This window comes from Paenibacillus naphthalenovorans, assembly GCF_900099895.1.
GTDB classification, from domain to species: Bacteria; Bacillota; Bacilli; order Paenibacillales; family NBRC-103111; genus Paenibacillus_G; species Paenibacillus_G naphthalenovorans.
The window spans coordinates 1-13,024 of sequence record NZ_FNDY01000032.1; the positions used below are offsets into that span (position 1 = coordinate 1).

The 13,024-nt window shown below is 47.5% G+C and carries 13 protein-coding genes and 1 pseudogene; 10 read left to right on the plus strand and 4 right to left on the minus strand.

All coding sequences use genetic code 11. The features are described from left to right. Nucleotides 1-128: 128 nt before the first annotated feature. Complete coding sequence (locus tag BLT35_RS21320) at nt 129-986, plus strand: metallophosphoesterase (RefSeq protein WP_054818393.1); 858 nt, start codon at nt 129-131, stop codon at nt 984-986. 160 nt (nt 987-1,146) lie between these two features. On the opposite strand, the gene BLT35_RS21325 is transcribed toward BLT35_RS21320, so the two are convergent. Beyond that, nucleotides 1,147-2,259 carry an MGDG synthase family glycosyltransferase gene (locus BLT35_RS21325; RefSeq protein WP_062408647.1) on the minus strand — a complete coding sequence of 371 codons (1,113 nt, stop codon included), beginning with the start codon at nt 2,257-2,259 and terminating at the stop codon, nt 1,147-1,149. 125 nt (nt 2,260-2,384) lie between these two features. On the opposite strand from BLT35_RS21325, the gene BLT35_RS27155 reads away from it, so the two are divergent. The 4 genes from BLT35_RS27155 to BLT35_RS21340 all read left to right on the plus strand — a co-directional run bounded on the left by BLT35_RS27155 (nt 2,385) and on the right by BLT35_RS21340 (nt 6,065). Continuing rightward, the gene (locus BLT35_RS27155; protein ID WP_175472028.1) at nt 2,385-2,561 is read left to right on the plus strand and encodes an endonuclease/exonuclease/phosphatase family protein; all 177 of its coding nucleotides are present in this window, start codon (nt 2,385-2,387) and stop codon (nt 2,559-2,561) included. A gap of 220 nt (nt 2,562-2,781) precedes the next feature. Continuing rightward, on the plus strand, nt 2,782-3,384 hold the full coding sequence (locus BLT35_RS21330; protein WP_062408646.1) for a YkoP family protein: 603 nt from the start codon (nt 2,782-2,784) through the stop codon (nt 3,382-3,384). Between the two features lie 82 nt (nt 3,385-3,466). Then, nucleotides 3,467-5,617, plus strand: a complete 2,151-nt coding sequence (locus tag BLT35_RS21335; RefSeq protein ID WP_062408645.1) for a DNA topoisomerase III — start codon at nt 3,467-3,469, stop codon at nt 5,615-5,617. Between the two features lie 37 nt (nt 5,618-5,654). Beyond that, nucleotides 5,655-6,065, plus strand: a complete 411-nt coding sequence (locus BLT35_RS21340) for a DUF4395 domain-containing protein (protein WP_062408644.1) — start codon at nt 5,655-5,657, stop codon at nt 6,063-6,065. A 61-nt stretch (nt 6,066-6,126) separates the two neighbouring features. On the opposite strand, the gene trhA is transcribed toward BLT35_RS21340, so the two are convergent. After that, on the minus strand, nt 6,127-6,762 hold the full coding sequence (trhA, locus tag BLT35_RS21345; RefSeq protein WP_054818397.1) for a PAQR family membrane homeostasis protein TrhA: 636 nt from the start codon (nt 6,760-6,762) through the stop codon (nt 6,127-6,129). A gap of 115 nt (nt 6,763-6,877) precedes the next feature. Continuing rightward, nucleotides 6,878-8,203, minus strand: a complete 1,326-nt coding sequence (locus tag BLT35_RS21350) for an N-acyl-D-glucosamine 2-epimerase (RefSeq protein ID WP_254777636.1) — start codon at nt 8,201-8,203, stop codon at nt 6,878-6,880. Between the two features lie 273 nt (nt 8,204-8,476). Here BLT35_RS21350 and BLT35_RS21355 point away from each other — a divergent pair, with 273 nt between their 5' ends. The 3 genes from BLT35_RS21355 to BLT35_RS21365 all read left to right on the plus strand — a co-directional run bounded on the left by BLT35_RS21355 (nt 8,477) and on the right by BLT35_RS21365 (nt 10,981). Then, nucleotides 8,477-9,472: a CobW family GTP-binding protein gene (locus BLT35_RS21355; RefSeq protein ID WP_074729689.1), complete on the plus strand. Its 996-nt coding sequence runs from the start codon at nt 8,477-8,479 to the stop codon at nt 9,470-9,472. 66 nt (nt 9,473-9,538) lie between these two features. Continuing rightward, nucleotides 9,539-9,994: a Fur family transcriptional regulator gene (locus tag BLT35_RS21360; RefSeq protein ID WP_054818399.1), complete on the plus strand. Its 456-nt coding sequence runs from the start codon at nt 9,539-9,541 to the stop codon at nt 9,992-9,994. A 156-nt stretch (nt 9,995-10,150) separates the two neighbouring features. Further along, nucleotides 10,151-10,981 carry an alpha/beta hydrolase family protein gene (locus BLT35_RS21365; protein ID WP_062408641.1) on the plus strand — a complete coding sequence of 277 codons (831 nt, stop codon included), beginning with the start codon at nt 10,151-10,153 and terminating at the stop codon, nt 10,979-10,981. A gap of 108 nt (nt 10,982-11,089) precedes the next feature. On the opposite strand, the pseudogene BLT35_RS27970 reads toward BLT35_RS21365, so the two are convergent. Further along, nucleotides 11,090-11,164 (minus strand): annotated as a pseudogene (locus tag BLT35_RS27970) (hypothetical protein); the annotation flags it as partial. Between the two features lie 241 nt (nt 11,165-11,405). Between BLT35_RS27970 and BLT35_RS21370 the strand changes: the two are divergent. Beyond that, complete coding sequence (locus tag BLT35_RS21370; protein WP_074729690.1) at nt 11,406-11,867, plus strand: protein-tyrosine phosphatase family protein; 462 nt, start codon at nt 11,406-11,408, stop codon at nt 11,865-11,867. Between the two features lie 201 nt (nt 11,868-12,068). Further along, on the plus strand, nt 12,069-12,926 hold the full coding sequence (locus BLT35_RS21375; RefSeq protein ID WP_074729691.1) for a transporter substrate-binding domain-containing protein: 858 nt from the start codon (nt 12,069-12,071) through the stop codon (nt 12,924-12,926). Nucleotides 12,927-13,024: the final 98 nt, after the last annotated feature.

Below are 13,024 nucleotides of genomic sequence, written 5' to 3' on the forward strand. Positions count from 1 at the left end.
TCACGAATCTTTAGCTGATGGGGGGATTTCCGATTACTTTTTTCCATATACTGCCCTCTCTGGCGGAGTGGACTTAAGTTTGTCACGGATTCAGGTATACTGTTAGATATAGAAAAGGGGGTTTCGAAATGGAATGGTATATCATGTTGGTTTTGATCATAGCAGTGATCATCTGTTTATTATATAAAGCACATAAAAATACGAAACAGGTAGAGCTGACTCATATCCGGTTGCCGGAAAACAAGAACATCTCTCGTAATGAAATTTTGAAAGTACTGCATCTTTCGGACTTGCACATGGAGAACATTTCGGTATCGCCTGACCGGTTATCGGATCTATTATCCGGAGACCAGCCGGATTTGATTGCATTGACCGGGGATTATTTGGACAAAGTAAAAAGTATTCCGAAGCTGTCCGAATATTTAAAGGTTTTGCACAAAATGAAGCCGAAATATGGAATTTATGCTGTTTTCGGCAATCATGATTACGTGTTGAAGCATCATGATTTCGATAAGCTGCGGAAGGTGTTGGAGGATAACGGGTGTCAAGTTTTACAAAATGAAAATGATCTTTTGTACGTAGACGGCAGACCTGTCCACATTATCGGAATCGACGACTTCAGCACGGAGAGAAGTAATTTAGATCAGTCCTTTCGGAAGGTAAATCAGGGGTTTCGGTTGGTTTTGACGCACGACCCTAATATTGTATTAATAATGGAGAAATATAACTTTGATTATTTGCTGGCCGGTCATTTTCATGGAGGCCAGATTTGGTGGCCGAAGCCTTACCATTTGATTAAGATGGGACGTCTGGTTCGCATGAATATGGTAAAAGGCTTGCAGCGTTATCGGGGCAAAGCGTTTTATATCAGTGAAGGATTGGGGCAAACAGGGTTAAATATCCGGGTTGGCAGCAGGCCGGAAATCACATTTCATCACCTATCTCTACAGGCTATTGAAAAAGTACAAACTCCGACAGCAGTATAGCGACCGGAGTTTGTACTTTTTTAGTCCCTGTGCGAGTATCATATCATTTACCCGACATGGAACAAGATTGCGCAGGTCGTCCATTCCCATGACAGCCATCATTTGCGCGGCGGAGTGAGGGGCACATTATACCGTTCCAGTTCGAAATTAGCTGTATGCCCTAATGAAGTTGGCATATGCTTTGCAATAACAACGAGATATTTCTATTCGTAATTGTATCGTAATAATGATCTGCATTTCGGCGCAATCCATCACATTGTTCCCGGGAGCTTAATATACTTCCCAATTGTTCTTCCATACTCGCCTCGTGCTTCCAATGGTCGGCCTGGACAATAAGCCCTTGCTGCTTTAAGCTTTGCAGATTGATTTTTTCTTGTCCAGGCAGCGCATGGTAAACAAAAATAGGTATTCTTTTATAAAGGCATTCACTGACCGTTACTCCGCCCGGCTTGGTAATGATGCCATCGATTTGATTGTACAATTCATCCATCTCTTCTCTTGATGTGATATAGGGTAAGGGAGTAATACGGGGATGCTTTAAATTTATCAGATATTCGTGCAAATGCTTATTTTTACCGCATAATACTTTATAGTGGATATTTCCCTTTTTTCCAATTTGACGAACAAGGGAAGGAATGACGCCAGCACCAAGGCTGCCGCCGGAAATTAATACGGTCATTTGGGAAGAGAACACCGATTTTTCTTGATTCTCAGTAATTTTCGGGTGAATCGGTATACCGGTAACAAAAATCCGTTCCTCAGGGACACCTTTTTGCACGAGCGACTGTTTTAGGTCCTTGTTGGGAACGAAATGGTAATCGATATTGCCGCATCCCCACAGATTATTGATAAAAAAATCGGTATATACATTAATAACCGGTACGGAGATTATACGACGGGTCTTTAGACGATTGAGAATATAAGAAGGTAAAGCATGGGTACAAATGATCATATGAGGCTGTTCCTCGCGAACCAGCTTTTCAACAAAATACTGAAAAAGCCACTCGTAGATACGGTAACGCTGCGGTTGCCGCGTCGGTTGGTATACCGACATTCTGTATATCCAGTTGTAGAAATTCGGGAACGAATGAATCCATTTTATGTAAATTTGTGATACGGCAGATTCCATCCTCCCATAGCTGTATTGAAGAATATCCACTTTTTTGCATTGGACAGAAGGCATTACTCCGTGAATATGATCTATTAAAGCTTCTGCAACCTGGTGATGGCCGGTAGATATCGAAAGAAAGGGCATAACCAATATTTTTTTCATCCTTCATTTCCTCCATCAGTAACGGCAATATGCGAAATACAAACTGGGGATAATACGGTAAATAGGATACTACATCATGGCCTTTGACATACATGGTTGTATGAGGTTCGCGAGGAGACCGACAGATGGAGATGAAGATGAAGGTGATGACTTTCAACATACCTCATGGACAAGGAATAGACGGGAAGGTAAACCTGAATCGAATTGCCGGAATCATTGAAGAAAGTGAGGCCGATCTTTATCGAGATTTCCCATTATATCTCAAGAACAGCATAAGCTTGGAAACGTTTGTTCCGGATTAAGGGAAGCCCGTGTTTTATTGGAAGCCGACGTACAAATAAGAGCGGGTTTGATTTTAGATGTGTAACCACTGCGATCGCTCATTCATGAATGGCCTTGTGAGAGGTTTTCTTAATCCGGAGCAGCATGTATAAGCAGAAACTGATTTTTTCCACCAATGAAATTCCTTTTCACAAGACAAAATAACCATATCCATTAAAACATTCCAAAGGGGATAAGGACATGAGGTTAAAGTCAATAGCCCTGACCGTTTGGGATATTCTTGATCCCATCTATTATGCCTGTACCCGGTTAAGATATATTGGCGGGGGCGACCGGAAAAGCAGCGCGTTTCGAGTGCGACTTACGTTGTACAAAGGCAGACCGGTATCTTTGGCCGACGGAACGACGATTCAAAAGGGCGATCTCTTGCTGAAAATTCATTTACATAATGTTGTTCTGTTAAAGAACATGCTGGCCTTGAGGAATGAACTGCAAAAAGCAAGATTTCTTTACCGGAGCATTGAAAGATCGCTGCCCGACCTTGCCTTGTATGTTAGAAGCCATCCGAAATGCCATGATATCAAAGGGCTGATCGGGATTACCATGTTAAATCGGGGATACGATAAATTGAATTTTGAAGCATTTCCCATATCCAGCACAGGGTACAAATGGTTAAAATGGATTAGTTTGATGCCGATCTATCTGTTATCGGTGACGAATCCGTTTAAAAACATGAAAAAGCATGTCCCCACTTACTTGTTTATGTCCAAGGATACGCTATTACAAAAACTTGTGTTGTTTACGCCTAGCGGCGAGCTCAAATCCAACATAAACCGTTCTTGATGATTTATTTTATTTGTTAGTCAAATTTTCAATTTTCTTGATATAATAAGTTGTACGTTCGATACAAGGAGCTGTAACTTCATTGAAATTAATCATCGCCGAAAAACCGGATCAAGGGGCCAAACTGGCCTCACCCTTTAAACATAAAAAACAGCAGGGCTTTATCGAAATATTCCCGAATCCGTTTTTTCCCGAAGGTGCGCTTGTAACTTGGGCTGTCGGTCATGTCTGTGAGTTGGTTCCTCCTGAAGCATATGATCCCGGCCTTAAAAGATGGAGCATCTCTTCTTTGCCGATCATCCCCGAGAAGTTCAAGCATCGGGTAGCTCCTTCCAAAGCCAAACAATTTCAAGTGATCAAAAGCCTGCTTCTTCGACCGGATGTTAAAGAAATCGTTCATGCCGGGGACGCCGGCAGGGAAGGGGAATATATCGTCCGTATTGCGGTTCAATTAAGCGGCGTCAAGAAGCCGATGAAACGGCTGTGGATCTCTTCATTGACCCCGAAGGCGGTAGAGCAGGGGTTTATGAACTTAAAGAGTGAAGAAGCCACCCGGCCGTTATACTACGAAGCGCTAAGCCGCTCTTGTGCGGATTGGCTTGTCGGAATGAACGGATCGAGGGTATACTCGTTGCTGTTTCAGCGGAGGGGCATCAGGGAGGTTTTCTCCACCGGGCGTGTACAAAGCCCTACACTTGCTCTTATCGTTGCGCGCGAGAAGGAAATTCGAAACTTTAAGCCTGAACCGTTCTGGGAACTGAAAGCCAAGTTTGTTACGAAAGATGCACGTTATGACGGAACGTGGTTCAAAGGCGAGCAGTCGAGGTTTACAACTAAAGAAGAAGCGGAATTGGTCAGACAGTTTTGTAAGGGCAAAGAGGCCCGTGTCGTTGATCTCGTGAAAGAACGAAAAGAATTTCAGCCGCCGCAGTTCTTTAATTTGTCATCTCTGCAGGCTGCGGCTAATCAAATATACAAGTATTCCCCTCAGAAAACTTTAAACGCATTGCAGCAGTTGTATTTGGATGGATTTATATCGTATCCACGGTCGGATTCCGCCTATGTAACGCCGGAAGAGGCCAAGCAGTTTCCTGATATACTTGCCAGGCTAAGCCGGCTGGATTCGTTCAAAAGCTATTTTCCGCTTCCTGTACAATCGATTGCCAATCATAAGCGCTTTGTAAATGCCGCCAAGGTCAGCGATCACTATGCTATTATTCCTACTGAGGTCATTCCGCAGCCCAGCCGATTAAAGGACGATGAGCGCAACTTGTATGAATTAATTGTCAAACGACTCATCGCGGCCCATTATGATAAGGCGATTATCGATTATTCCCGTCTAACTACTTTAGTCGGCGGGCAGGAAACGTTCTTGACGAAGGGGAGGCAAATTGTTCAAGAAGGGTGGCGAACGGTGCTGTATGAACATGACTCGGGGGAAGAATCTGAACTTGAAGTCCTGCCTCCGCTGGTCGAAGGGGATACCGGAGCAGTAGAAGAACTGATGGTGAAAGAGGGTAAAACACAAGCGCCTAAACGATATACTGAAGGTCAATTAATTACTTTAATGAAAACGGCAGGCAAGCATCTCGAAGATTCGGAGCTCGAAAAGGTACTTGAACGAACGGAAGGTCTGGGGACGGAAGCCACCCGGGCAGGCATTATATCCGTGCTGAAGGAACGAAACTACATTGAAGTTAAAAAAAACTTGGTTTATGCCACAAACAAAGGTATGATGCTGGTTGAGGCCCTTGGTGACAGTATACTCGCTTCAGCAGAAATGACGGCGAAATGGGAGCAGCGTCTCCACGATATAGGACAGGGCAAAGCTTCGCCCCAATCGTTCATGGAGCAGGTCAGAAAATTATCTCAAAAGATCGTGCAAGACGCTCTGGAAAACGCGAGAACCTGGACCTTTACGGCTCAGCAATTAGAAGAAGGCAAACCGTTAAAACATACGGAAGCCGATTCCGAAGGCCTGGGTCCGTGCCCTAAATGCCAGAAGCCTGTTGTGGACAAGAAAAGTTTGTTTGGCTGCTCGGCCTATCCCCAGTGTAATTTTTCCTTTTCCAAGAAGGTGCTCGGCAAAACCATTTCTGAAACTCAAATCAAGAGATTTTTGAAGACGGGGAAAACGGCTTCGCTGAAAGGATTTAAAAAAGGAGATCGAATGTTCGAGGCAGCGCTGGTTTGGAACAAAGAGCAGCAGAAAGTGTCTTTTGAATTGAAGTGACTCCATAATCAGTTAGACGAAAGGTGGATCGGTCAAGATGAAAGAAATTCCTATTCCTTATGTTCGTGCGAATCAAACGGGGATTGTTTTACTTGTTGTTCTCGCCATTATATTTCAACAGCCCTTTCTAATCGCTGCGTTATGGGCGATACAAGTGATCGGCTTATGGCAGGGCGTACGCGCAAACCTGATTGTACAGCTGGCGGCGCCGCTGCTGCACGGCCGTATTGCCGGAGCTCAGACAGAAGCCGCGGAGCTGCAGCGGTTCAACAATTCGATTGCCGTGATATTATTGACCTTGTCTGTGGTTTCTTTCTGGCTGATGCCCGGCAGTTGGGTAGGCTATCTTTTTGCGGGAATGGTAGCCGCGGCGGCATTTGTCGCGATCTGCGGGTTCTGTGTCGGCTGTTTTTTATATTTCCAATTCAAGCAGCTCCGCAACAGATAAAGTGAAGTGATATGCAAACAGACCGGAGAGTGCCTGATCGGGCCTCCCGGTCTGTTTGTTGTTATTCGGGCAGAACATAGAAATAAACGGTAACGAAATGACAGATGCTGCCGGCCAGTACGAATATATGCCAGATCGCATGATGATAGCGGATTTTTCTCCATAAATAAAAGATGGTACCCAGCGTATACAGCAAGCCCCCTGCAACGAGCCAAACTATTCCCGCCTGAGCAAGCTCTTCTTGCAGCGGACCAAACGCGAACATCACAAGCCAGCCCATCGCGATATAAAATAGAGTGGAGAGCAGAATGAAGCGTTTGACAAAAAACAGCTTGAAAATAATCCCGGCGAGTGCTAATCCCCAAACGATCCCGAATAAGCTCCAACCCAGCGGACCACGCAGCGTCACGAGCAGGAATGGGGTATACGTGCCGGCAATCAGCACGAATATGGCGGCGTGGTCCATGATCGAGAAGATGTCGATCCACCGCTCTTGGCGGGCGCTGTGCAGCAAAGTAGAGGAGACGTAAAGCAAAATCAGCGAAACGCCGAAAACGGTAAAGCTGACGATGTGCCATACGCTGCCATTGCGTAAAGAATGGATCAGCAGCAGGACAAGGGCCGCCACGCTGAGGACGGCTCCGATTCCGTGGGTTACCGCGTTGGCGCGTTCTTCTTTCCAAGGATCGATGATCATTATCATTTCACTCCCATCGGAACATAGGGTCTCCGCCGATTCGTTCAAGGCCGGTCTAGCCAAAGCAGGAGACGTTGATTTCATTGTAACTCCAAACGGAACAAATGACCAATGATCAAATGCAGCGGGGAATCTTGATCCGGCACCCTTGCGGCGTTTGATTGCCCGCCTCATTCTTGAGCAGCCATAGCTCGGGGGTATCCCGGATCCCGGTGATATGCAGTTCAAACGATTCGACAGGGAACTGCTCTGAAGAAAGAACGACCCGATGCCCGTCGACTTGGTTCACGCGCACGGGGATTGCCGGTTCGCTTCCATGGCTCACATAACGGTAATGCTGGCCGCAGGAGGCCGTCCGTACGTCCACGCGTTTGTTGAATTCCAGCACGACGATGCTTTGTTCGGGACGATGGGCGCGAACCGGCTGAGGTTTGTCCTCATACATCGGAAGCCCGATACTGTATTCGTATGCGGTCCAGAATTGATACCCGTGAGCTCCGGCGGCCGCCGCAAAACGCTCCATCCAGGCACGGCTGCGCCGCATCCGGCGAAGCGAACCGATATCGGTTTGCACACCGATCGGGATGGAACCATGAGAAGCCCGGATATGGTCCATAAACGGTTTGTAATGCTTTATATAGTCGGGCTTCAGCCGTTCGCGCATCCAATCGGGCCAATGGGTTTGAAGGATATGCACGTCCGGACGCACTGTGCGGATCATAGCGGCGGCGTCAATGCCCTGGTATTCTCTAAGGGCTGGAACGGAATCGTCCCCCGCATTTACAGCAAGGGACCATGTCGCTATCCGTATCCCGGGATTGGTTTCCCGCACCCCGCCTGCGCCGTTGATGAGCTCGTTCAGGAAGCCGTTGACCGCCTGTACACGAAACTCCATCCACAGCAGGTAACGGGCACGGTCGGTTTTATAATAGGCGGGGGAGCCCGGGTAACGAAAGTCAGGCATTTCAGCTCCGCTGAACCTCTTGAACGCGGCTCTGGCCAAAGGACCGACATCCCCGTAAACCCCGCTGTCCAGACCGTTCCATTCCGGAAAATAGGGTTCCGCCACCTCGAAGCCGGTGAAAGGATGCCGGCTGATGAGACGGGAAACGGCGTTTTTTTTCCAAGCTAAATACTGGTGGCTGAACAGGGAGAACCGGTGGAATCCGTCATCTATTTTTTTCAGCAGCGTCATCTGCCAATCCTTCCAACCCGGGGGCAGGTGTCCGGTTCCATAGGCTCCGTTGCCAAGCACCATGGCCCACACCTCCAGGCCCCGATTGCGCAAAGCGGCAATAAGGCGTCCATTGACCTGGGTTTCGTTCGTTACAAAATAACGTACGGCCCGGAATCCGGCCAGCTCCAGCTCTGCCGCGACGCTATCCTCGGATCTGTCCAGATAATAAGCAAACGTTGGATCAATTTGGATGCTGGGCTGCAACTGATGGATGGCAGAGGGGGGTTGAGATTTTTTTCGGGGATCATATGTACGGATAAGCATGCCTCACTGCACCTCTTTCTCCGCTCGCCTTTTTTCTTATATTGTACGCTTCTATGCGTACGGTTTCCAATTTAGAATAAAAAAGGAGGGATAAATGAAGCGGGTCGGAATGGGCGGGACAACCAAACTAACGTTGTAAAATTGACAGTATAAGACAGCGGGAGTACAATGTACCCTTGAAACGAAACCAAGAACGAAGGCAGAGTGAAGATAATGAAGCAGCCTGTTTCTGTGCATATATTGACCGGATTTCTTGGAAGCGGCAAGACGACGCTGCTTACCCGGGCATTGGATTACTTCAAGCTCAACGGCAAAAAGCCGGCGGTGCTGATGAACGAGCTCGGGGATGTCAATCTGGACGGCATGATGGTCGATGAGGAAGTGCCTATGACGGAGATGCTTGGCGGTTGTATCTGCTGTACAATTCGCGGGGATTTGGGAATGGAGCTTAAACAGTTGATTCAGGACCATAAGCCGGATGTCGTATTCGTGGAGAGTACCGGAGCGGCCAACCCGATGGAAATGCTCGACGGAATTACGGATGCCTCCATGCTGACGGAGGTTGCGCTCCAATCGGTGATTACGGTGGTTGACGCCGCCCAGCTTGCAGAACGATCGATCAATCCGGCTGGAAGGACCTACCGGCTGATGGCCGACCAAATTCGCTGCGCAACAAGCGTTATTTTGAACAAAACGGATCTCATTCCTCCTTCCGAGCTTTTGCGCCTGGAAGCCGTCATTAGAGAGCTGAACCCTGTGGCTCCGATCATCCCGACCGTACGCTGCGAGATGGATCTAACTGTGCTGGATCATCCGGACGGCGGAGTGAAGGATCGGTATAAAGAGACCCAGGCCTGCCGGTGTGAAGGAAATCACGGCCATGACCCCGTCTGCGGGCATGAAGGGTCTCCGCCTCACCATCACAGCCATGACCATGTCATGGTATATACCCATTATTTTACCCGGCCGATTGACAGCGAACGCTTTGAGGAGCTTGTCGGCCGGCTGCCGCGCAACATTTATCGGGGCAAAGGGGTTCTATGGTTTACCGATACGGCCAGTCCATTCCTGTTTCAGTATGCGTACCGCGAGATGGATTTTATCAAAATCGCGCCAAAAGAAAACGTTCCGAACGTTGCCGTGTTCATTGGCGAGCATTTCGACAAAACCGCTCTGGCAGAGCAGTTAACCGCGCTCGAAAACCGATGAATCTTGACTCACGGCGCGTATTCAGGCATTATTAATAGTATCCAGGCGCAAAACGGAGAGGTAGCTATGGCCATTCATGAGCATGACACGGAAACGACAATTGAAGAAATCTTAAAGGCAATGTCGGCAAAGGGCTGGCGCATTACCGATCAGCGGAAAAGTCTTGCCGGTCTGTTTGCCGAATCGAGAGGTTATTTGGCTCCCAAGGATGTCTATGAGTATATGAGACAGCAGTATCCTGGAGTGAGCTTTGATACGGTGTACCGCAACCTCCGGCTGTTAACCGAGATGGGAGTGCTGGAGCAAATTTATTTGAACGACGGATTGAAGTTCCGCGCCAGATGCGAGTCGCATCACCATCATCATCTCATATGCATCAGCTGCGAGAGGACGATTCCCTTTGAATTTTGTCCAATGAAGCAGATGGATGGCGTACCGACTGATTTTCAAGTGCTCAATCACCGGTTTGAAATATTGGGATACTGCGGCGACTGCACACCTGTGAATGCGAAGCAGCAATAACTTTTACTCAAATAGCATGAAAACTTCTCTGTCCGCAAAGGCAGAGTTTTTTTCGTTTGACAGTATATCGGGCAGGGTGCTATTATAGCGATAAAACATACTAAAAACATCGGAATAATATATTTTAGGAGATTTGTAAAAGGAGCGGAAGTCATCATGGAACATCATATTACGATACAAAGCGGGGAACAGGAGCTCGCGGCAACGCTTCACTACCCGGTATCGGGGAATAGGAACGGCAATTCTATAAATGAGAAGTACCCTATCATTATTATCGCTCACGGTTTTGTCGGAAGCAGGATTGGAGTAGACCGGTTATTCGTGCTTGCGGCCAGGGAATATGCGCGAAACGGATATATGGTGCTCCGATTCGACTACGGCGGCTGCGGTGAAAGCACAGGCGATTATGGAAGTGGCGGGCTCGATGCGATGATCGATCAAACGCGCTCCGTCCTTGACTATGCGCTCGATATCGATTGCGTAGATCCTCAAAAGGTGATTCTTCTGGGGCATAGCCTGGGTGGAGCCGTCGCCATACTGACCGCTGCCCGGGACAAAAGGGTCAAAACGCTTGTTCTTTGGGCTCCCGTTGCTTATCCTTTTAATGACATTGTAGGCATAACCGGTAAAAAGGCATACGAAGAAGCGGTAAAGCACGGTTCAACCGATTACCTCGGTTACTCGCTGAAGCCTATATTCTTCGAATCGCTGGCCAAGCATCAACCGTTCGAGCAACTGCGTAAATTCAGCGGCGATGTGTTCCTTGTCCACGGTACTGCAGACGAAGTAATTCCGGTCGATTACTGCTTCTTATACCAAAAGCTGTTCTGGCTCCGCAGTCAGGGACAATGCGATAAAGAAGTTATTTTTCAGGCGGATCATACCTTCAGCGGCGGTCAGGCGAAGGAGCAAGTCATTCATAAAACACGGGATTGGCTGCTCCAGATCGATAAACGCAAGAACGAATGGAACGATTGGGAGATTTGATTTATCCGATGCAAGCATCCTAATCGTCGCGTCTGCCGTAGCTTCTGGATAAGCGACCATCCGGCGATAAGCTGCGGGATCGAGTTTTTTTAAAGGATGAAATTGGGGGTGGTTTGAATTCACCTCCAGCACCCATAAGCGCTGTTTGGAGTCATAGGCAAAATCAATTCCCGCTTCCTGCATTCCAGGTTCTTCGGTGACAAGGGCAAGGTCTGGGGAACCAGAGGCTTCAGCTCCTTATTGGCTCTCAAATCATGGCACACACGGAGCTTTCCCTTGATCGTCTTGCTTTTATACTTTTTTTGTACGAATACATAGCGACCACCTCCTGATAGTGTATCTGTGCTGTAGTTAAAAAAATTGTGTATTTGTGCATGCTTTGATAAACTTAGTCATAGTAAATCAGGTGAGGGGAGTGGCGGTTGTGGCGGAAAAATCGAAAAAATCGTACCAGGCCTTGGTGGATAACAAAATATTCATCGGCGGAGAGCAGGATGTGCAGTCGTTCATAGAAGAGGAAAAATGCGAGGTCATTGTCGACCTGAGGGCAGAATCGCCCGACGCGCAGCTGGATAAGGAAGGCGTAGTAAGAATCCATATCCCGTTGGTGGATAAAGAAGAGGGACAGGAAAAGTTTCTTAAACAAGCCATTGATACGATCGTAAAGGAAGCCGAGGCGGGGAAAAAAGTGGCGTTTCACTGTGCGGCGGGACGCAGCAGAGCCGGAAGCGTAGCCATCGGCACCCTTCTTGCCCTCGGACTCAGCGACTCGGTGGATGATGCCGAGGCGCGCATTCAAGCCATCCGTCCGGAAGTCGTGGTTCATGAGAAGCTGAAGAAATCGGTGGCCGAGATCTTTCAACTGGATGATGCGAAAACCGAATAAAACGAAAATCAGAAGCGGTATTTCCCGAAAAAGGGGAATACCGCTTTATCTATATTTTGAACAGGAATAAAATCCCATAGTATTCCAATTGATTATGGGTAAATTCCATAATAACACATCCTATTATCAACATTCGATATGTTGTAAAACTGGAATCTCTATTATATAATGTTGAAGTTAATGAGAAAGGAGAATTGACCAATGTCAAAATATAAGGCGATTGCACTTATGCTGATGAGCTTGCTGCTGATCATCACTGCCTGCGGGACAAAGCCTGCTGCGACGACGGAACAAACAGGCGGAGGAGACCATTCATCCCAAAACGCGCAGCAAACACAATCAACGTTGGAGAAAATTAAGCAAGCCGGCAAAATCGTGGTCGGTACCAGCGCCGATTATCCTCCTTACGAATTTCATAAAGAGATTAACAAAAAAGATGAGATTGTCGGCTTTGACATCGAAATAGCCAAAGAGATTGCGAAGGATCTGGGAGTTGAGCTGGAGATCAGAGACATGAAATTCGAAGGACTGCTGGCAGCGCTGCAAGCCGGTAATGTGGATTTTGTGATTTCGGGGATGACGCCGTCTCCTGAGCGCATGAATGCTGTTGATTTTACCAAAATATATTATACGGCTGTCCAAAAGGTTGTCGTTCGTGCAGAGGATAAAGATCGATTCAATACGATTGAATCCTTGAAGGGGATGAAAGTGGGGGCCCAGAAAGGCGCGACTCAGGAAAAGATCGTGAAAGAACAGATGCCGGGCTCTGAAGTGAAGCCGCTTGGCAAAATTTCCGACCTGATGATGGAATTGAAAAACAAAAAAATTGATGCTCTTGTAGTGGAACTGCCTGTTGCTGAGGCTTACCTGACGAAGAACAAGGATTTGGTCATCTCGGATATCAAGCTGGCTTCTGAGGACAGCGGTTCTGCGATTGCCGTCAAGAAGGGCAGATCCGACCTTGTGGAAGCGATGAACCAAACGTTGGACAGGCTGATTCAGGATAAATCGATTGATAAGATGGTTGCCGAAGCGAATGAGCTGGTGGAAGCACAGTAATTCGGCCTGGTCTATGAAAATGATCGGACAAAAACCTGAGCGGAGCGTTTTCCGGCGGGTTTTTGTTCGGTTTTAGGCCGTACATAAATAAAAGGAGG